Here is a 20,850-nt window from a genome sequence, read left to right as displayed (position 1 = left end):
CCATCACCATGATAGTCACTGACTCCTGCGGCAAAGCTGATACCTGTGTCACTAATGTCACGGTCTCACTGAATGACCCGCCGGTGGCGGTTTGTCCTGGCAACCAGACTCGATTTGTCTGCGACTTGAGTCAAATCTGTATTTCTGGCTTTTCTTATAGCGACCCGAACAATAATATAGCCTCGGTCACTGTGACCGGGGGAACTCTGAGCGGGAACCAGGTTTGCTTCACACCTGTCGTCGGGAATAATCTTATTAGAGTTATCGTTACCGACTCTTGCGGTCTGGCCGACACCTGCGAAACAACCGTCACAGTCGCCATGAACCGTCCGCCGGTAGCAACCTGCCCCGGCAATCAGACCCGTTTTGTCTGCAATCTGAATCAGCTCTGTCTCGATGGATTCAGCTATTCCGACCCGGACAATAATATCGCCTCGATCCAGGTTGTTGGCGGTACTTTGAGCGGAAATCAAGTCTGCTTCACTCCGGTGGAAGGCGCCAACACGCTGCGCCTTATTGTTACTGATTCCTGCGGTGTCGCCGATACCTGCGAAACCGTAGTTACGGTGAATCTCAATGATGCTCCGGTTGCCGTCTGTCCGGGGAATTCCAGCATGTTTGTCTGCAACCTAAACCAGATCTGCCTGCCTGGATTTTCCTGGTCTGACCCGAACAATAATATCGCCTCTGTTACTGCTGTTGGTGGTACACTAAGCGGCAATCAGGTCTGCTTCACTCCTGTTGCCGGCGCGAACAGCTTGAAATTGATTGTAACCGATTCCTGCGGAATCGCCGATACCTGTGAGACAATCGTTACCGTAGCGCTCAATCAGCCGCCGGTAGCCAATTGTCCCGGCAATCAGACTCGCTTTGTCTGTAACTTAAGTCAGCTTTGCATAAGCGGCTTCTCATACAGCGACCCAAATAATAACATCGCCTCGGTGACTGTAACCGGTGGTACCCTCAGCGGTAATCAGGTTTGCTTTACTCCGGTCGTTGGCGCTAATTCCATAAAGTTGATTGTTACCGACTCCTGCGGACTTGCCGACACCTGCGAGACTGTCGTGACGGTAGCTCTCAATCAGCCGCCGTTAGCCAATTGTCCCGGCAATCAGACTCGCTTTGTCTGTAATCTGGGCCAGCTTTGTGTCAGTGGATTCTCCTGGTCCGACCCGAATAATAATATCGCCTCGGTGACTGTAACCGGTGGTACCCTCAGCGGCAATCAGGTCTGCTTTACTCCGGTCGTTGGCGCTAACTCGATAGAGCTGATTGTCACCGATTCCTGCGGACTTGCCGACACCTGTGAGACAATCGTTACCGTAGCGCTAAATCAGCCGCCGGTAGCCAATTGTCCGGGCAATCAGACTCGCTTTGTCTGCAACTTAAGCCAGCTTTGCATAACCGGCTTCTCATACAGCGACCCCAATAATAATATCGCCACCGTGGCGGTTGTCGGCGGAATACTTAGCGGCAATCAGGTCTGTTTTACGCCGGTTGCCGGACCCAACAGCCTGAAACTGATTGTTACCGATTCCTGCGGATTAGCCGACACCTGCGAGACAATCGTAACGGTGACGGTCAATGCTCCACCGGTCGCTACCTGCCCCGGGAATGAAACCCGCCAGGTCTGCGACCTGAGCCAGATCTGTCTCTCCGGCTTCTCGGCATCTGACCCGAATAATAATCTGGCTTCCGTAACGGTAACCGGTGGCGTTCTCAACGGCAACACCGTTTGCGTTACTCCGGTTGCCGGAGCCAACACCATTCGGTTAATCGCTACCGATTCCTGCGGTGCCGCCGATACCTGTGTCACCGTGCTCACGGTCAATCTCAATTCACCACCCGTGGTCTCCTGTCCCGCAAATGTCGCCATCGACCTCTTCTCGCTGTCCGAGGTCTGCCTGCCTGGATTTACGGCGTCTGACCCCGACGGCAACCTTATCAATGTCGTCGTTACCGGCGGCACACTCAGTAACGATACCGTCTGCTTCAATCCGGTTGAAGGGCTGAATATTATTACCATCACTGCGACTGACGCCTGCGGCGCCTCCTCAAGCTGTACCACGGAGGTCTATGTCAATCTCATTTCGACCTGCCCTATTGTTAAGATTGAGAAGACTCATAACACGCTTCAGGGACATTACCAGGATGTCGCTATCACGATTGAGGACGCCAGCTATGATATGGGCGGTTTTGACTTCCTGATAGCGTACGATGCGTCGGCGCTCACCTTCGTTCAAGCCACACCTGGGGAAGTTCTTACCGACTGCGCCTGGGAGTATTTTACCTACCGCTTCGGACCATTCGGGAATTGTGGTACCGGGTGTCCCTCCGGCATGATTAGAATTGTCGCCTTGGCTGAAACCAATAACGGGCCGGTCAGTCCCGATTGCTTTGGTCCGTCTGACGGCTCTCTGCATACACTTGCCATTCTCCGATTCCTGGTCAGCAATGACCGGACGTTGGAATGCCAGTATGTCCCTATCCGGTTCTTCTGGCTTGATTGCGGGGACAATACAATTGCCAGCGTTACCGGCGATACCACCTTCCTGGACAGCAAGATTTTCGAATTCTCCGGAGGCCTTCTCTGGGATGAGATTGACAATGTCTCTTTCCCCGAAGATGACCGTATTGCCTATATCGGCGCGCCCGATTATCCCTGCATGATAGGGGAGAAACGGGTTCCAATTCGTTGTATCGAATTCTGGAATGGCGGCATTGATATCATTTGCGCCGACAGCATTGACGCCCGCGGAGATGTCAATCTCAATGGTATCCCAAATGAAATCGGCGATGCCGTTACTTTCACTAATTATTTCATAGCCGGTCTGGCGGCGTTTACCGTCAGCATCGAAGGTCAGATTGCCGCTACCGAGTTGAACGGCGATGGAGTGGTGCTTTCGGTGGCTGACCTGGTTTACTTGATTAGGGTAGTGATTGGTGATGCCCAGCCGCTGGCGAAACTAACACCTTTCGCCGAATCGGTCAGCGTCCGCTATAACGGCTCTATCGTGTCGGTCGATACCGAGCTGGGCGCGGCGTTATTGGTTTTCGCCGGCGACATCCCGGTCACGCTGGGCAGCGGCGCTTATGGGATGGATATCAAGACCGGTTTGGTTGACGGCAACACGCATGTTCTGATTTACTCGCTCGACCGGGGGAGGATTTTCAGCGGCGAGATTCTCCACGCCAACGGCGCTTTACTCAATTTTGAAGGCTCCGACTATTACGGAAACGCCTATCGCGTGGTGATGAACCCGGGCCGTTTTGCCGTCAGCAATTTCCCCAATCCATTCAACGCCCAGACGGTCATTCGTCTGGAACTCCCCTCCGCGACCGACTATGAGGTCACCATCTATAATATATCCGGTCAGAAGGTTCACGGATGGAGCGGATACAGCGAAGCCGGCATACTGGAGTTGAACTGGACAGCCGATGTTGCCTCCGGCATTTACTTCTATAAAGTGCAGGCCGGAGCGTACGGCGTTACCAGGAAAATGGTCCTGCTCAAATAATTGCCGGATAAACCGTTATATTATAAGCGCCCGCCTGACGCGGGCGCTTTTTTTCTTGCCCCCGGATAATTGGGCTTGACAGATTTCAAAAATCTGATATATTTGCCGAAACTAAAGTTGACTGTTTACCGTATTTAAGCGCAATAAACCTCAAACCGTTGCGGAGAAATCGAATGATATTCTTCAGTAATCGCCTTAAAACCGTGACGTCCAGAATCGGCGTCATCCGCGGCGGGAGGAGTCTATCTATCACGTGATAGAGAAAAATTTTCGGATTTCACCCGTCGCAATCAGAATGGTTCGGCGGGTTTTTTGTTGCCGGCCGAAACGGATGTTAACTAAAAACGTAATGTTGATAATCAGGCTTTCTATATGAGTTTTGAATTAGAAGAAAACGAAAAGACCCCATTTGACGAAGTAGATATCAAATCCCGGCAGGCGTTGGGCAAACTTCTGCCGCTGCTGAAGCCGTACAGCGGCGCTCTTCTGCTCTGTCTGGCGTTGCTTCTGGCTGCCACCGGGCTTTCTCTCTACTGGCCGGTTCTGCTCAAGAACGCCGTCGATATTGATATTAAGAACGGCGACATTCCGGGACTGGTCTGGACCGTAGTTCTAATCGGGGTAAGTCAGGGGATAACGTTGCTCCTGCTTTTTATCCAGCGGATTAGGCTGGAAATCATTGGCCAGGATATAATGGTGGAGCTGAAGCGAAAGCTGTTTCACCACATTTTATCGCTAAATATTTCATTTTTTGACCGCAATCCGGTGGGAAGGCTGATGGCGCGGGTGGAATCGGATACGGAGGCGCTGCGGATGATGTTCACCAACACTGTGGTACTTCTTATCGGCGACCTGCTTCTGGCTTTCGGCATCCTGGCAGTGATGCTCTATTACAGCTGGAAACTGACGCTGGTGCTTTTGACCATGCTTCCGGTGATGCTGATACTGCTCGTAATTTTCGAGCGGCTGACCACGCCCCACTTCTTGGAACTGCGCAAGAAAATGGCGGAGGTGACAGCGGCTCTTACGGAGTTTCTGCACGGCATTTCCGTCGTCCAGATTTTCCATCGCGGCGCCTATGTCAAAGAGAGACTGAATGAGGCAAATCGCCAAAAATTCCGCAACGACATTTATGTTCATGTCGGAACGACTCTCTTTTTTAATGCCGTCTTTTTTCTTCAGTATCTGATGGTGGCGCTGGTGCTGTTTTTTGGCGCCCTCTGGGCCGAAAGCGGCGAGATAACGGTCGGAATCATCAGCATGTTTATAATTCTTATCTGGAGGATGTTCGACCCTATCTACCGGGTCTCCGAACAGATGGCAAATGTCCAGAAAGCCATCGCCGGCGCCAAACGGATATTCGCCCTGCTGGCGACCAAAGAAAGACTTCCCGACCCGGTCCGTCCCGCCATATGGAGTCGGCTCGAAAAAGGAATACGATTCGAAAATGTCTCTTTTTCGTACTCCGGCGATGGAAACCATGCGCTGCGAAATGTCTCTTTCGAGATTCCGGTCGGCAAGAGAGTTGCCCTCGCCGGTGTCACCGGCGGCGGGAAATCGACTGTGATATCTCTGCTGTTGCGATTCTATGACCCGCAGCAGGGAAGAATCACGGTTGACGGCATCGATATTCGCGATATCTCTCAGGATGACCTTCGTCGCCGCTTCGCTTTGGTGTTGCAGGATATATTCCTCTTTCCCGGTGATGTCCGCTCCAATATCGCTCTGGAACAGGATGGTCTGACCGAGGAAAGAATCATTGCTGCGGCAAAGACGGTGGAGATTGACCGCTTTGTCCGTCGTCTCCCGCAGGGCTACAGCACCGAAGTCTCCGAGAAAGGCTCCAATTTCAGCCGGGGCGAGCGGCAGCTTCTTTCCTTTGCGCGCGCCCTGGTGGTCAATCCCGATTTGCTGATTCTGGATGAAGCCACCAGCTCGGTTGACCCGGAAACGGAGCGCACCATTCAGGAGTCGCTCAAGAAGCTTATGACAGGACGAACCTCGCTGATTATAGCGCACCGTCTTTCCACCATTCTTGATGTTGACCAGATACTGGTGATTCGCCGCGGTGAAATTATCGAGAGCGGCACCCATACCGAGTTGATTCTGCAGAATGGATATTACTCCAAGCTCTTCCATCTGCAGTTCAAAAATAGAAACGGAGTTATAGCCAATGTGGGATAAAATAAAGTGGTTCTGGCGCTACTATCGCCATTACAAATATGTGCTTTTTATTCTAATCGTGTTCACCCCCATTCAGCGGGTCTTTCAGGTGCTGATTCCCCGCCTGATGGAGTTCACGGTAGATTTTGTCAAGACCGGCGAGGTTCCTGCCAATACCCTTGCCCTCTGGGTTTCAACTATGGGCGAGAATTGGGGAATCTCGACTGCGGCGGCATTCGGATTCGCCCTGGTGGCGCTCGGTATTATTGCCACTATCCTCTATGCCTTTGTGCAGAGCCATCGCGCCTGGATGAATCAAAAACTGGAGTGGCTCTTCCGGCAGGACTCCTTCAACCGCGTCACCCTGAAAGGACCCGACTTCTTCAATCGCTTCCGCACCGGTGACCTGGTGACCCGTATGACCGATGACGTGGCCGAAAAGCTCTCCTGGTTCGCCTGCTCCGGTATCTTTCGCTTTTACGAAGCGGTTCTGATGGTGATTTTCACCGTCATCATGATGGCTTCTATCAATCCCACTCTGACCCTCTGGTCGGTGGGACCGCTGCCGCTCTTGATATTCATCTTCTTCAAGAGCTCGACTCTGCTGGACAAGCGCTACGACCATCTGCAGAAGAAGATTTCCAGCTTCAATGACGTCATGGAAGCCTGCTTCTCCGGGATTAGGGTGGTCAAAGCCTATGTTCAGGAGACAGCGCAGAAAACGAAGTTTGAAACGGCGATGAAAGAGCGACGTGATGCCGAAATCTCCACCGTCCGCACCGCCACCGTCATCGATAGCCTTTACGGTTATATCTGGCAGTTCGGGGTCATCATTGTTCTGATTGTCGGCGGCACGATGGTCATCAATTCCGGTCTTTCATTCGGCGCTCTGGTGGCATTTATCTATTACGAGACCACCCTGGTTTTTCCGATGTTCGATATCGGGCAGTTTCTGGTCAAATCCCGGCAATCGGCGGTCTCCATCGACCGTCTGGTGGAACTGGAGAAAGTGGCGCCTATGGTGGCGGATAACGGCGCCAGAGAAATAGGCCGGGAGTTCAAAGGCGGTATCAGTTTCCATCGGGTCTCCTTCTCTTTCCCCGGTTCAGAGCGAAAGATTCTGAGCGAGATAACTCTGGAAATTCCGGCCGGCAAGACCGTAGCGGTGGTCGGCAAGGTCGGCTCCGGCAAGAGCTGGCTGATTAATATGATTCCCCGCCTCATTGACCCGACCGATGGGACGGTGACTCTGGATGGCATCGATTTGAAGGAGTATCGACTGGAGGAACTCCGCCGGAGTATCGGCTATGTCCCCCAGGAGCCGGTTCTCTTCAGCGATACAGTTCGGAATAATATCCTCTTTGGCCGCAAAGAAATAAGTCCCGATTTAATGGAATGGGCGATTGAGGTGTCGCAGCTAAAAGACGAAGTCGCCCAGTTTCCGCAGGGGCTCGATACGCCTATCGGTACCCGGGGAATGTCGATTTCCGGCGGTCAGAAACAGCGCTTGGCGCTGGCGCGAGCGCTGGTGGGAAAACCGAAAATTCTGATTCTCGATGACTGCACCTCGGCGCTCGATTCCCGCACCGAGGCGGCTCTCTGGGAAAGACTGCATCAGGTCATGCCGGAGATGACCGCCGTCCTGATTACACATCGCCCCGACACATTGGAGCGAGCTGATGTCATCTATGTCCTTGATGACGGCCATCTGGTCGAGAGCGGCACGCACCGTCAATTGATGATGCAGGAAGGGCATTACTATCGGATATACCGCCGCTACCGTCTGGCGGAACAGGTCGGCGCCGAACCGGTCACAAAATAGAACCCGGATTAAAATAAGGCAGGAGCCGCGCTGAGAAGAGCGGGCTCCTGCCTTTTTTGTTTCAATTTGTGAAGCAAAATCCTCACGGGCAAATCGGCGCTGGACCGCCTTTGTAGAGATAATTAATCATATATACCAAATCCAGTAATCGAACCTGGCCGTCCCCGTTTGCGTCCCCCGCTTCCATTGGTATCGGCGCCGGTCCCCCTCTAAAAATGTAACAGATTAAATGGGTGATATCGAGAATGCTCAGATGCTGATCGCCGCTGGCATCGCCGCACATGTACGTGATGACATTAAGGAATAGGTCACATTCCGCAAAGGCTCCGGCGCAATCGGTCACCCGAACCGTGAATCGATAGGTCCTCCCCACTTCCGAAACGGCCGGGTCAAAGGTCAGCAGGCCGGAACTACTCAAATTGTAACTGCCAACCGGAATCGGTGTTACCCCTAAAAGAGTCCAATATTTGGTATCGCTGCCTCCATTGGGGTCAGTGGCAGTCAGTTGTATGGAACTGCCCGCTTCGGTAACCCCTGAGGTGTCACCGCAGATCGCCCCTATTACGGGAGCGGAATTGGTAACGGTCAGACTGACATTGCATTCCATCCCGGTCGGGCAGGGATTATTGGCATCTTTGACGCAGACCGTGAGCGTCAGCGGCAATCCGACATCGGAGCAAGGAGGATTATAGGTCCAGAGGCCGGTAGCGGCATTAATTGTTCCCGGACCGGAGATTTTCTCAAATGTTATCCCCCCGGAGGTGCCATCCGGGTCGTGCCCGTTGAAGTCATAGCTGAAGTTCAAATGATGCGGCGTGGTCAATGATGACGGGCAATTGTCGATGACCGGGGGCAGGTCAGGAGGAGTGGCAATCGGAAGACTCAGCCCGGTGAAGATTGACGGCACCTCGAAATCCCAATCGAAAGAGGGGTCATTGATGAATACCGAATCGATACTGAAATAACCGCCGTCCTGGCCGGTGAAATGGAACTCATAGTGAGCAATCGGTCCCATCGGGGGAAGCCCCGGGTAACCGTTACTGCCGGCAAAGGCATGCCCGAACAGGTCTGGCATTACGCCGTCATAGTCGGTCTGCAGAAAAGCATAGGGCCAGTCCACCGGCGAGCCAAAGGTGTTCCAATAAATGAGACTCTCGAAGCCGTTTTTCAGAATGACATTGTCGTACGGCGATGGCAGAGCGCCGCTTACAGTTCTTTTGGAAACTCCATTGCCGTCAACCTCAAGCACAAAGCACCCCCCCAGCAAGGTATCACGATAGGGGACTGTGGTCCAGATATAATTCCAGACAATCTCCAGATAGAAATCTCCCGCGATAATCGTGTCCGGTGAGCCGAAAAGAAACTGCTCCGGTATCCGGGCGGTAATAAATAGCGTATCCCCCTGCCCGTTTGCTTCTTCCCCTGGAAGAATTGCCGTCAAAAGGATTAACAGGAACAAGAACCGTCGCATTTGACCTCCCTGTGCAGCGCAGGAATCAACAGCCGAGGAACTCTAACGGAACTTTGATGAGGCTGAATCGCGGTGAGCTTCCGGTCCTGTTTCTCCGCGCCGGCGCTTACCCAACTTCTGATTTTGTGTACAAATAAAGATACCGATATCTACTTTTTTTGGCAACTGTTTTCTGCTGTCGTCTCGGCGGCGAGACAAAACAAGCGCCTATCTTTTGCGGAAATCAGGTTATGGCTTTTAACGGCAGGTCGGCTCCTGCCCTTCTTTGAAAAGGTAACTGACAAGGTAAATGATATCGACCAGATTTATCTCCCCGCTGCCATTGAGGTCCCCTGCCTCCCGGGGTGACGGCGATTCGCCCCCTCTGTACAGGTACCTGATAAGATAGGTGGCATCCAGAATATTGACCCGGCCGTTGGCGTCGACGTCGCCGCAGATGAATTGCTGGTCGCCTATAATCTCCAGCGAGACCGGCAGTACCCAGGGGTTGTCGGTCGAGTCCGGGTCATTGCTTTTAATCGCAACGGCAGCATTATAGACTCCCGATGCCAGGTCTCTGGTATCGAACAAACATCTGATAGTATCAGTCTTATTCTGAGCCAGGGTTCCCGACAGAGAAGAGAGAGTCAGCCATTTCTCCGGCAGGTAAAAGGCAATCGCCAGACTGTCGCGCAGATAATCTGTAAGATATGCCACTTCCAAACCATCGGCGCCGGAAGCGTTTTCGATTCCGACAGCGCAATTCCGGATATCGAATCCCGCCCCGATGCTCATATACTGGAACTTAATCAGCCCTCCGGCATACAGAATTACCTCGGCATTGACGACGTCTCCGGTTAACCCGTTGTATTCCGGAAAATTTAAAAACTGAATGACAGCCCGTTCGGAATTGGAGTGAAAAAATATTCTGCCGCCCGGATTGCCCGGGTTGGTGATATCGAGGTCATCCCAGAGCCAGGCAAGTATGCCGTTGGGGGTCGCCACCGACGGGATATGAACTCTCTGATAACTGTCCAGGGAGAGCGGATAGAAACCGACTATTCCATTAGAGCCGACATAAATCTGGCTGAAACTACCGCCGTAATAAGGAAAACTAAAATTCAAGGGAAAGGGACCGACATAGCTGTCATCGGTCATCCCGGCCGTGATATCGGTTCCGAAGGCGGTTATATCTATCCAGTCAAAAACGGGACCGAGGGAGTCATCCGAATCGACCCAGAAATATCCGAAATTGTCCGGTCCACCGGCATCTTTGGTTACGGTGATACCCTCTCTGGTATCAACGACATTCTTGTCCTGAATAACCGCGTCGAATCCTTCCGGATATACTCTCTGCGCCGGCTCCAGGGCGTCACGCGCTTTCAACGCCTCAAGTCGCGTATCGGAATGGAAGGCATAATTAACAATGATATCATAATTAAGAAGACCCTGTCCCAGATTGGTTACGGTCAGCGGGACAACGGCGGTATCACCGGCATTTAATGAAACTGCCAAATTCTCTGATGACACGGCGATAATCGGCGAATGATTCACGGTAAAGCGATAGTAGTCAGTCGAGAGACGGCGCCCGAAGTTGTCGGCGCTCTGAATATAATATTGCACCTCGGTGCCGGGCTTCTGCGCCGGAATGAAGGCATGATAGCGGTTGGGATTGCCTGTCGCGGTCATAGGAAGAGACTGCAACACTGACGGGGGATTTATCTCAAAATAGAGGAGTGTCGATTCCGGAATTAGAGGGCTGGGGGAACTGATAGTTGCCAGCACTTCGTAACTATTGACGGTGTCATAGGTATCGGGAAGAGAAAAGTGCACAATATTTATTCCGGCAAACGGGTCAAAACCATCCAGAGTAGCGGCGCCGGTATTATCCGGGTCGAGCCAGTCTCGCAGACGGCTGCTGGGTGTCTCTCCTGCGTTCCAGGAATAAGAGAATTTTCCGTACCAATCGGAGAGAGTATTGGCGCACGACGCATATCCGCCATGGAGTTGGCCGACTAGATGATGATTCCAATCAAAGAGGGGGGCGCCGGAAGAGCCGACTTCGGTTGTCCCCCGGTCCCACTCAATTACGCGCCAGTGACTGGTTCCGGTGGCATTCAGATAATCGGTCGATATCAGCGGCTCGTAATCAAAGGAAATCTTCTTGATATCGCCGCTGGGATGATGAACTGTAACCGATGAATCGGATGGCAAATCCAGATTCGACCAGCCGGCGAAATAAGGATTATATTCCGGCGGCGGCGGTTCGAGAAGTTCCAGCAGAGCAAAGTCGCTGACCTCATTGAGGGCACGGCGCACCGACCCGGAAACGGTCATATCGGTCGGACCATCAGCATTGACACAGGCGCCGCTTTCGTAGTTGAACATGAAAATCCAGGTCGCTTCGGAGCCGAGGCAATGGTACGCAGTCAAGAAGTACGGGGTCTGGTCCTGGCGGACGTTATTGACCAGAGTGCCGGTGCAGATGCGGGTGCCGTTGGCAACAAGTATCATTGCCACCGCGCGCGCCTCATTCCGCCAGGGCGCTCCTTCGGGGCAGTTGATATTAATGTTACAGACTCCTGATTCGCCATAGTCTTCGCCATCCTTATCACCGCCAAAATTGAAAATATCTTTGTATCCATGGATTATCTGCCCGATTTCCAGTTCTCCCTGACCTCGAACTGCAGATGGTTCATAGTACTCCAGGATGACCGCTTCCCCCGGGGTCGGCGCCGTAGCAAATTGCCGATGCTCTTTGTTGTTCCGCGAGGTAAAAGCGCCCCTAACGAACTGCTGGCTCTCGTCATACAGAAAGAGCCGCGCCCCATCCGGCAGATAAAAGCGACTATAGACCAAATTGATGCTGTAAGCCCCGGGGCATACGATTCTCAATCTCCAGACGCGCCCGCCGTCGCCGAGTTCCCTCCATTCACCGCTGTTCTTCAGATTGAAGGCAACTTCAAAGGGGTACCCAAAGCGAAAGGGAAGCCCCATCGCCTCCTCCAGACTATCCTCCGCCAGAAGCGCCTTGAGGTCAAGCGGCAGGGTAGCCACGGTTGCCGCCGGAGAGAGAGAGCTGCCGGACAGTCCGTACGGAGTCGCCTTCAGGCTGACCTGCCCCGCCACCGGCAGCGCCTTAAGGCAAACCACGCCGATAATCAGCATCCAGAATCGAATCCAACTCATTATGACCCTACCCTAAAGCGGAGAGCAGCATAGTTTATCATATTAATCTCAATATCGGTCGGTAAAGGTGTCAACTGTTGCAAAACAACCGGTCGGAAAAGAGGCGTCGACTATCTACCGGCAAAATAAAACCGCTTCCTCGGAAAACCAAGAAAATTAGCGTCATCCGGCTCAAATTCATCGCTTCCGACAAATGATGCGCAATCTGAATTCGTTGTTATATTATAGCACATTCAACAGAGCGAATCATTCCATCAAAGGTAACTTAAAACAGTTCGGAGTAGTCCGAAGGAGGTAATATGGGTGTTACCATCAAGAAGGTAGATTATTTCTATGTCAAAGTGGGCGACCGACCCGGTCAGGGGTACAAAGTTCTCTCGCTTTTGCGGGAGAAAGAGGTCGACCTGGTAGCCTTCACCGCCTTTCCCTCAGCGCGGGGTCAGGCGCAACTTGATTTCGTTCCCAAAGACTCTGCCCGGTTGCAGTCAGTTGCCGCCAGTGCCAAAATTAAGTTAACGGGTCCCAAGAAAGCGTTTCTGGTGCAAGGGGAGGACCGCCCCGGCGCCATCGCCGAACTTCACAAGAAATTGGCAGACGCCAAGATTAATGTTTATGCCGGAAACGGCGTCGCCGATGGCACCGGTCGATTCGGGTATATCTTCTGGGTCAAACCGAAGAAATTTGATGAGGCGGCAAAGGTTCTCGGAGCGGAGTAGTCCAGAATTCGGTACTTGAGGGCGCCAGGCTATGGCAGCCGTCTCAGCGCCAGCAGCGTGATGTCGTCGGAGCGCGGATGTTCCCGCCGGAACAGATTGAGAGCCGCAATGATTTCAGCGCTCAGCTTTTCGAGAGGCTGCCGCCAGGCGCGCCGGAGAATCTCCAGCAGTCGCTCTTCGCCAAATTGCTCCTCGGAAGCGTTAAAAAGCTCAGTCACTCCATCGGAGTAAAAAAGCAACAGGTCCTCCGGTTGCAGGTAGGTTTCATAGACCCGAAATTCGTAGTCGGGAAGAACTCCAATCACCAGGTCGGACGGCTCCAGCCTGACCATGCCGCCATTCTCAGAAATAATAAATCCCGAGGGATGCCCGGCGTTTATGTACTCCATTCTTCCGGAGTCGGCCTCATAAATTCCGACCACAACCGAAATATACTGCTCCACGCTGGTGAACTGGCAGATTAAACCATTGAGTCGCTCCGCCAGTTGCTGCAGGCTGTAATTCCCCCCTTTGAGCAGGTGCGACCGAAGCACCGCCTGCGCGTTGGCCATCAAGAGTGACGCGGGAATCCCTTTGCCGACCACGTCACCAATGGAGAAAAAGAGACGGTTTCCATCCAGCTGAATTATATCATAAAAGTCGCCGCCGACATCGCTTGCAGGTAGATTGTACCCCAGGACAGCGCATCCCGGTAACTCCAGCGTTCCCTGCGGAAGAAAGCGCTGCTGAATCTCCCGCGCAAGTTCCATATCCCGCTGCATTGAAATCAGCTTTTTTTCCTTTTCCAGCAAGCGGGCGTTTTCGATTACTTTGGCGGTCTGCGTCCCGACAATTCCGAGAAAGCGACGGTCATCATCAGTGAATCCGCCCGAAATCTTTTTGTTGATTATTACCAGCGACCCGATCATTCCCCCGTGTGAGAGGAGCGGTGTCGAGAGAATCGAGCTTATCTGAAGTTCCTTCAGCCGCAGTCCCCGGAGACGCTCATCCTCCGACGGGTTATTGCTTACAAAAATCGCCCGGTTCTTCAACATCCAGCCGGTCAGACTTTCGTTTAGATGGAAAGGGATATGCTCATCGGTCTGGGCAAAATCCCGGACGAAGGTGCGGAAGCGGTCGGCATGATTTTCCTCCTCCTGGAGCAGAAAGACCGCCCCCTGAGAGGCTTTGACCTTGCGCAGGCAATGGTCGATGATTACCTGGGTAATCTCTTCCACGCTCATCATGGCATTGATGGCGTTGGATATCTGATTGAGAGCCGAGAGCTCCTCCAGCGCCTGGCGGAGGCGGACGGTTTCGGCATCAAAATTGTTTGTCATTCAGGACAACTCAGGTTATATTAGGCTTGGCGATTGAGTTGCACCAATAATACAAACAATTTGGCATAAGGCAAGACCTTTATACAGTCTCTAAGACTGCCTCACTGGAGAAAATGCAATGCTTGCTCCCGGCTCGAAATTCGGCGACTACCTGATTGAAGAAGTCATCGGGGCCGGCGCCATGGGGGTGGTTTATCGCGCCGTCGATACCCGGCTGGACCGCACTGTCGCCCTTAAGCTGATAGCCGACAAGTTAGCCAAGACTCCCGGCTACAAGGAGCGGCTGGCTTCCGAAGCGCGCGCCGCCGCCAAAATCGATTCCCCGTATGTCGTCAAAGTCTGGGAATATTCCGAGATTAACGGACGCCCTTATATTTCGCTGGAATATCTGCCGGGAAATGACCTCCGCTCTGCCTTCGATGCCGATTTCCCCACTCGCTGGGAACTGGCGCGTCAGATTGCCCTGGGATTGAAAGCGGCACACGACCAGGGACTGGTGCATCGCGACCTCAAACCGGAGAACATCAAAATAGCCCCCGACGGCGTCGCCAAAATCCTTGATTTCGGTCTGGCAAAATCGGCTTATGCCGATAGTGTTGACCAGTTCGGCAATATCGAAGGAACCCTGTATTATCTATCGCCCGAACAGATTACCGGTGAAAATGTAACCTGCCTTTCCGATATATTCAGTTTCGGAGTCGTGCTATTCGAACTGCTGACCGGACGCCGCCCGTTTGAAGGGGTCTATTCTGCCGCCATTGTTTATTCCATCCTGCACGAGGACCCGCCGCCTCCAACCAGCATTCAGAAAGAACTCCCTTCCTGGGCTGATGGCTTCCTGCTCAAGCTTCTCGCCAAGCAGAGTTCCGCTCGTTTTGCCGGCATCGCCGAAGTCGCCGCGCAGATGGAAACCTGCCTGCGCACCCAGGGAAAACCCTGTCCCACCGATGAGCTGAAATCGCGGCAGACGGTTACAGTCATTGACCTGAAAAATCTCTCCCCCGATACCAGTTGGGAATATTTCTGTGTCGGTTTTACTGAGGAACTAATCAATGAACTTTCCCGCCGCACCAATCTGGTTATTGCGGCGGAACCTTCCACGTCGTATTCCCGTGATATTCGGGAGATGTTTGAGCGCTTTCGGACCGATTTTATTATCATCGGTTCCCTGATGAAGTGGCAGGAAAAGATTAAACTTCACCTGAAAATCTATACCCGCCAGAATGCCGCCCTTGTTTCCGGCGAGAATTATGAATCTGACGCTGAAAGCATTTTTACTGTTCTCTCTCAAGCTGCCCATGACACAGCTGAGAAACTTTTCGAGTTGACCGGCCAGCAGGCGGTCGAATCGGAGGGACATCTGCGCACGGATATCGCCGCTTTTGACTTCTACCTCCAGGGAAAGAACTACTATCGGATGAACAAGCCGGAAGAACTGCTTCTTGCCGAGCGGATGTTCAAAAAGGCGCTGGAGATAGACCCGATGCTGGCTCATGCCCACTCTGGACTCTCCGATATCTATGCTTTTCAATTCATGGCATATTACGAACGCACCGAAGAAAAAATCGCCATGGCTAAGTCTGAGGCTCTCAGAGCGATTCAGATATCCCCGCAACTGCCGGAGGCGCATCGCTCCCTGGGACGGTACTATATGCTGACCGGCAACTATATTGAAGGGGAAAAGTCGCTCCTGAGGGCAGTGGAACTTAATCCCAAGTTTGCTGTCGGTTATCGCACTCTCGCCTGGCTCAAGGAACTTGCCCGAGACCACGAAAAATCGGTCTATTGGGCGAATATGGCGCTCCGCTACGCCCCCAACGACCTGGAAACGCTTCTTCTTCTCAGTATTATTAATATGGACCTGCGCCGCTATACCGCCGCCATGGCGACCCTGCAACGGGCGATAGAACTGGCGCCCGATTACGGGCGCGCCTATTATGGCTTGGGTACGGTTTATATGAGGCTGGGAGTCCTGGATCTCGCCCTCGAGAATTTTTACTTGGCGCTAAAGTACAAAGGGGACCCCAATGCCTATATCGATGCCGGGTTTGTCCTGATAATACTGAAGGAGTACGAGGAAGCCCGAATCCGTCTCAATGAATCGATTCGAGAGAATTACTTCTCCTTCATTGCATATTATTATCTTGGTTTGCTTGAGAAAATCTGCGGCAATCAGGAGGAAGCGCGTCAGAACTTTCGGCAGTCGGAAAAACTGGCGCGAGAGGCTATCGCCAATGACCTCAATAATCCCCATATCCAGGCGTACCGCGCGCTCGCCCTGGCCAGCCTGGGGAATTTTCCGGAGGCGCTTAATATCATACAAAATCTGGAAGCGATTGAAGAACTTGATGGAGATGTAATTTATCATCAGGCGCGAGTCTATGCCCTGACCGGCGACCAGGCGAAAGCGCGCACCTCTCTGGACCGCGCTCTGAAAGCGCATGCCGGACCTTCCGAAAAAGAGGCCGCCTTGGACCCGCATTTCTCAGCCCTTTTTGCCTCCTCGAAAATTCAGGCGGCATAAACCGTCTCACAGTTGATAGAATAACCGCCGCTCAACGGAGAAAATTCTATTTTAAACTCGCTCGAGCATTCATCAATGCTGTTAGAATTCAATTGCGGAGACCTTTTTTCAATCCTATCTTTAGATTGAGCCGTATCAGGCAGTAGAGTTTCATCATATCAGTACAGTTAGGATAGCGATATGATTAGCCATTGGGGAGACCAGTTTCATTCTTCGGGCGAAATAATAAATGCCGGTACTGCTGTCAATCAGTATGTAATTCTATCATACCTTGGCTCCGGCGGTATGGGACAGGTCTATCTGGCTGAAGACACTCGTCTTCATCGCAGAGTTGCCCTGAAATTCCTACCGGAAGCGGTGCGGCGGGATGACGAATTGCGCGCCCGGTTCCTCAATGAAGCCCGCGCCGCGGCCCAACTGAGTCATCCCAATATCATCACCATTTATGAAATCGGCGATTTCAAGGGCGCTCCCTTTATTGCCATGGAATTAGCCGAAGGTGACTCCCTTAAAGAGATTATCGAAAACTCTCCTTTGCCCCCGGATAAAGCGGTAGAATATACGATTCAGTTATGCGATGCCCTATCAGCGGCGCATCGGGCCGGGATAATTCATCGCGATATAAAGCCGTCCAATATCCATATTGACAAAGGCGGTAAAGTCAAAATCCTTGATTTCGGACTGGCACATATTGACGGTAAAGAGCTTTCGACCTCGTCGCACTCCACCACCGGCACCATCCAGTATATCTCCCCGGAACAGGTCAAAGGCGAAAAAATTACCGCCCGCTCCGACCTCTTTTCCCTGGGTGTTACGCTTTATCAAATGCTGACCGGACAGCTCCCCTTCACCGGCGAATATGAAGCCTCAATAGTCTATGCCATCGTCAACGAGCCGCCGCCGGCGCCCTCAGAACTTCGGCCGGACATTCCCGACTCGCTGGAGCGGATTCTACTCCGCCTCTTAAGCAAAGACCCGCAGAACCGTCACCCCTCAGCGGAAGCGCTCAAGCAGGACCTTCTGAGCGCTTTCGATGCTAACAGTCACCCAGGGACAGTGAAAGAGCGCCGAAAGGGACTGCTTCCTATGACAATAATTATATCAGGCGTGGTTGTGGCAGCGATATTGTTTCTGGTAATCTTCTCAAGCCGTCTCTTCAAGAATGACCTGGAAGGGAAAAGAGTTGTCGCGGTTCTGCCGTTTGAAAATCTCGGTGTTCCCGAGGATGGTTATTTCGCAGATGGCATGACCGACGCCATCACCACCCGACTGGCGAAATTTGAGGAATTAAGTGTAATCTCCCGCGCCAGCGCTATGAAGTACAAAGATATTCGTCTGGCGCCGCAGGAAATCGGCGAAGAGCTCGGCGCCAACTATCTGTTAACCGGCACTATCTACTGGGACAAGAACCATTCCCCGGCGCAAATCAAAGTCAACATCAGTCTGGTCCGCTCCTCGGATGGCACCAATCTCTGGGCAGAATCGTACGAAAAAGTCTTTGACAGAGTCTTTGCTCTGCAGGCTGACATAGCCGATGACCTCACCCGGGCTTTCCGAATCGCGGTTAGGTCGAAAGAAGCCGCCGGTTCCGAAGAAAGCCCCACCACCAGCCTGGCCGCTTACGATTTCTACCTCCGCGGCATCGATTACTTCAACCGCTCCTGGTTCAAAGATGATATCGATATCTCTATCAGAATGTTCGAACAGGCGATATCACTCGATTCTAATTTTGCCCTGGCGTATGCCATGCTTGCCCGTGGTCATGCCAGCATTTACTGGGAGAACTATGACCACTCCGCTGCTCGTCTGAAGAAAGCCGAAACGGCGGCGTTTAAGTCACTGGAACTTGATCCTGATCTGGTCGAGGGGCATCTGGCGCTCGGCTATTATTATTATCATTGCCATCTTGATTTTCAGAATGCCATGAAGGAATTCCAGATTGCCCTCAAGAGTCAGCCCAACAACAGCGACCTTTACAACGCCATAGCCGCGGTTCAGAGACGCCAGGGGAAATTCGATGAAGCGGTGGACAATTTTAAGAGGGCGCTGGAGCTTGACCCCCGCTCACACCTGAAGGCTTTTGAAGTCGGACTTACTTATGGCATGATGCGCCGCTATGATGAATCCGACCGGTATCTCGACCGCGCCATTTCTATTGCTCCGGATATGGCTCTTGGTCATATCTATAAAGCCTGGCTGCATATTCTCCGTGATGGCGACAGGGAGACCGCCCGTAAAATTCTGGCGCAGGCGCCCGAGCATGCTGACCTGGCGCGCTCTAAATATTACTGGTGGTTGATACGGGTGATTGAGCCGGATATCGCCGCCAGCCTCCGCCGGCTCCAACCGTTTCCCGACACCGTGGCATATTATCTTCAGGCGGCGCAGTTTCATCGGCTTCTCGGCAACAGCCGCGAAGAGCAGAGATACTCCCAGATGGTGGTTGACCTGATTAATCGTCAGATTGCCGAACGCCCCGATGATGCCCGTCTGCACAGCAGCCTCGGGATAGCATACGCCGGGTTGCGCCAGAGAGAAAAAGCGCTGGGTCATGCCCGCAAAGCGCTGGAGATTCTGCCGACTTCACGGGAAGCGTTCGACGCTCCCTTTTGGGCTGTGAATCTGGCGGAGATACTGGTGATTTTTGGGTTAAATGATGACGCCGTCGGTCAACTGGAGTTTCTGATGAATATCCCGGGATTTGTTTCGCCTCCTTATTTGAAACTCGACCCGCTCTGGATTCCTATGCATGGCAACCCTCGCTTTGAAGCGCTTGCCGCCGGCAGCGCCTGATTTGGCTCGGGGGGCATCAACAGCAATGGCTCACTCAGTTTTTTCTTCTCAGCGCCATAATCGAGGCGCCGACTACAATTCCAATCGCCATCCCCAGCAGCATATTGTCCAGCGCCGCTCCCAGAAGTAAACCGATACCAAGTCCGATTGCCAGCCAATAGAGTCTCAATCGTCGCGACAAAGAATTGTCAAAACCGGCAAGGACAAGGACAGTTCCGGCTAATAAGACTCCGATATTTCCGTAAAGTTCTCCGGTATGCCGGAATTCATCAGCCACCGTGAAAAAACCGATAATGGCAAGAACGGTTAGAGCAAAACCGATTATGCGCTGTGCTTTCATCTCTTAAGCCCTTTTAGTGTCGAAACCGAATTAATCGTCATCAGTATCAGTTGATTTGATACCGTACCGCGCCATTTTGTCTTTCAATCCTTTGCGGGTGAGGCCAAGCGCTTTCGAGGTCTGAAGTATATTCCCTTTATGTTTCGCCAGCGATGCCCCAATCAGATCCCGTTCAACTTTCTCCACCACGCTTTTCAAATAACCTTCCGGCGACTCGGTCTCCGGGACCTCTTCGTACACCTTGCCGAAAATCTCGGGCGAGAGGTCGGAGACATCAATAATTCCGCTCTGCTCACTGACCACGGCGGCCCGTTCCAGCTCGTTCTCCAGCTGGCGGATATTTCCGGGCCAGTCAAAGCGGCTCATAAGGCTCATTGCCGACGGGGTAATACTGAGGGTTTCAATGCCCAGTTTAATTTTGAGTCGCTGCAGGTACTGGTGTACCAGAAGTGGAATATCTTCGCGCCGCTCCCGCAGTGGTGGAAGTTCGATAAGGAAAGTGCTGAGACGATAGTACAGGTCGGGGCGGAACTGCCCATTCTTCATCTCCTCCTGCAGATTCCGATTAGTGGCGGAGATAACGCGAACATTGACAAATTCGGTCCGGGATGCCCCCACCGGCCTGATTTCGCCGGTTTCAATCACCCGCAGGATTGCCACCTGGGTGGAGAGAGGGGCTTCCCCGATTTCATCAAGAAAGATCGAGCCGCCGTCAGCCTCCCGGAAAAGCCCCGGTTTATCCCTGTCGGCGCCGGTAAATGCCCCTTTAACATAACCGAACAGCTCCGCCTCCAGTAGAGTCTCCGTCTTGATTCCGCAATTCTTGATGACAAACGGTTTCTGCCGCCTTGGGCTGTTATAATGTATGGCGCGGGCTATTAATTCTTTGCCGGTGCCGGTCGGACCGGTTATCAGCAGGGGGGAGTCATTGGCGGCAACCTTGGAGGCGGTCATCAGCACCTTCTTAATTGCCGCCGATTTCCCAATGATATTTTCAAAGGCGAACTGCTTGTCGA

Annotated in this window: 11 protein-coding genes; 6 read left to right on the top strand and 5 right to left on the bottom strand. The window is 52.7% G+C overall.

The genetic code is table 11. The features are described 5' to 3' along the window. The 3 genes from AB1690_07270 to AB1690_07260 form a co-directional block, all read left to right on the top strand. Positions 1-3,518 (top strand): T9SS type A sorting domain-containing protein (locus AB1690_07270; protein ID MEW6015106.1); only part of this gene is annotated, 3,518 nt, incomplete at its 5' end. 372 nt (positions 3,519-3,890) lie between these two features. Continuing rightward, positions 3,891-5,702 (top strand): ABC transporter ATP-binding protein, encoded by a 1,812-nt coding sequence (locus AB1690_07265; protein MEW6015105.1) that lies wholly within the window; start codon positions 3,891-3,893, stop codon positions 5,700-5,702. Further along, entirely contained in the window at positions 5,692-7,503 is a 1,812-nt protein-coding gene (locus tag AB1690_07260; GenBank protein ID MEW6015104.1) for an ABC transporter ATP-binding protein, read from the top strand. The genes AB1690_07265 and AB1690_07260 overlap by 11 nt, the downstream gene beginning before the upstream one ends. A gap of 82 nt (positions 7,504-7,585) precedes the next feature. Here AB1690_07260 and AB1690_07255 read toward each other — a convergent pair whose 3' ends face one another. Beyond that, positions 7,586-8,974 (bottom strand): Ig-like domain-containing protein, encoded by a 1,389-nt coding sequence (locus AB1690_07255; GenBank protein MEW6015103.1) that lies wholly within the window; start codon positions 8,972-8,974, stop codon positions 7,586-7,588. 237 nt (positions 8,975-9,211) lie between these two features. After that, positions 9,212-12,142, bottom strand: a complete 2,931-nt coding sequence (locus AB1690_07250) for a dockerin type I repeat-containing protein (protein ID MEW6015102.1) — start codon at positions 12,140-12,142, stop codon at positions 9,212-9,214. Between the two features lie 299 nt (positions 12,143-12,441). On the opposite strand from AB1690_07250, the gene AB1690_07245 reads away from it, so the two are divergent. Then, positions 12,442-12,858, top strand: coding sequence for a hypothetical protein (locus AB1690_07245; GenBank protein ID MEW6015101.1), 417 nt, complete (start codon positions 12,442-12,444; stop codon positions 12,856-12,858). Positions 12,859-12,887: 29 nt separating this feature from the next. Here the strand turns inward: AB1690_07245 and AB1690_07240 are convergent, their stop codons facing one another. Continuing rightward, a complete protein-coding gene (locus AB1690_07240) occupies positions 12,888-14,177 on the bottom strand; it encodes a PP2C family protein-serine/threonine phosphatase (GenBank protein MEW6015100.1) in 1,290 nt (429 codons plus the stop codon). Between the two features lie 118 nt (positions 14,178-14,295). On the opposite strand from AB1690_07240, the gene AB1690_07235 reads away from it, so the two are divergent. Both AB1690_07235 and AB1690_07230 read left to right on the top strand, forming a co-directional pair. Then, positions 14,296-16,701: a protein kinase gene (locus AB1690_07235; GenBank protein MEW6015099.1), complete on the top strand. Its 2,406-nt coding sequence runs from the start codon at positions 14,296-14,298 to the stop codon at positions 16,699-16,701. Positions 16,702-16,881: 180 nt separating this feature from the next. Next, positions 16,882-19,494, top strand: a complete 2,613-nt coding sequence (locus tag AB1690_07230; GenBank protein ID MEW6015098.1) for a protein kinase — start codon at positions 16,882-16,884, stop codon at positions 19,492-19,494. A gap of 34 nt (positions 19,495-19,528) precedes the next feature. Here the strand turns inward: AB1690_07230 and AB1690_07225 are convergent, their stop codons facing one another. Further along, a complete protein-coding gene (locus AB1690_07225; GenBank protein ID MEW6015097.1) occupies positions 19,529-19,834 on the bottom strand; it encodes a hypothetical protein in 306 nt (101 codons plus the stop codon). A gap of 30 nt (positions 19,835-19,864) precedes the next feature. Next, on the bottom strand, positions 19,865-20,850 hold a 986-nt coding region (locus tag AB1690_07220), incomplete at its 5' end, for a sigma-54 dependent transcriptional regulator (GenBank protein ID MEW6015096.1).

Source organism: Candidatus Zixiibacteriota bacterium, assembly GCA_040753495.1.
Lineage (GTDB): Bacteria > Zixibacteria > MSB-5A5 > GN15 > PGXB01 > DYGG01.
This window is presented reverse-complemented; position numbering and strand designations above follow the sequence as displayed.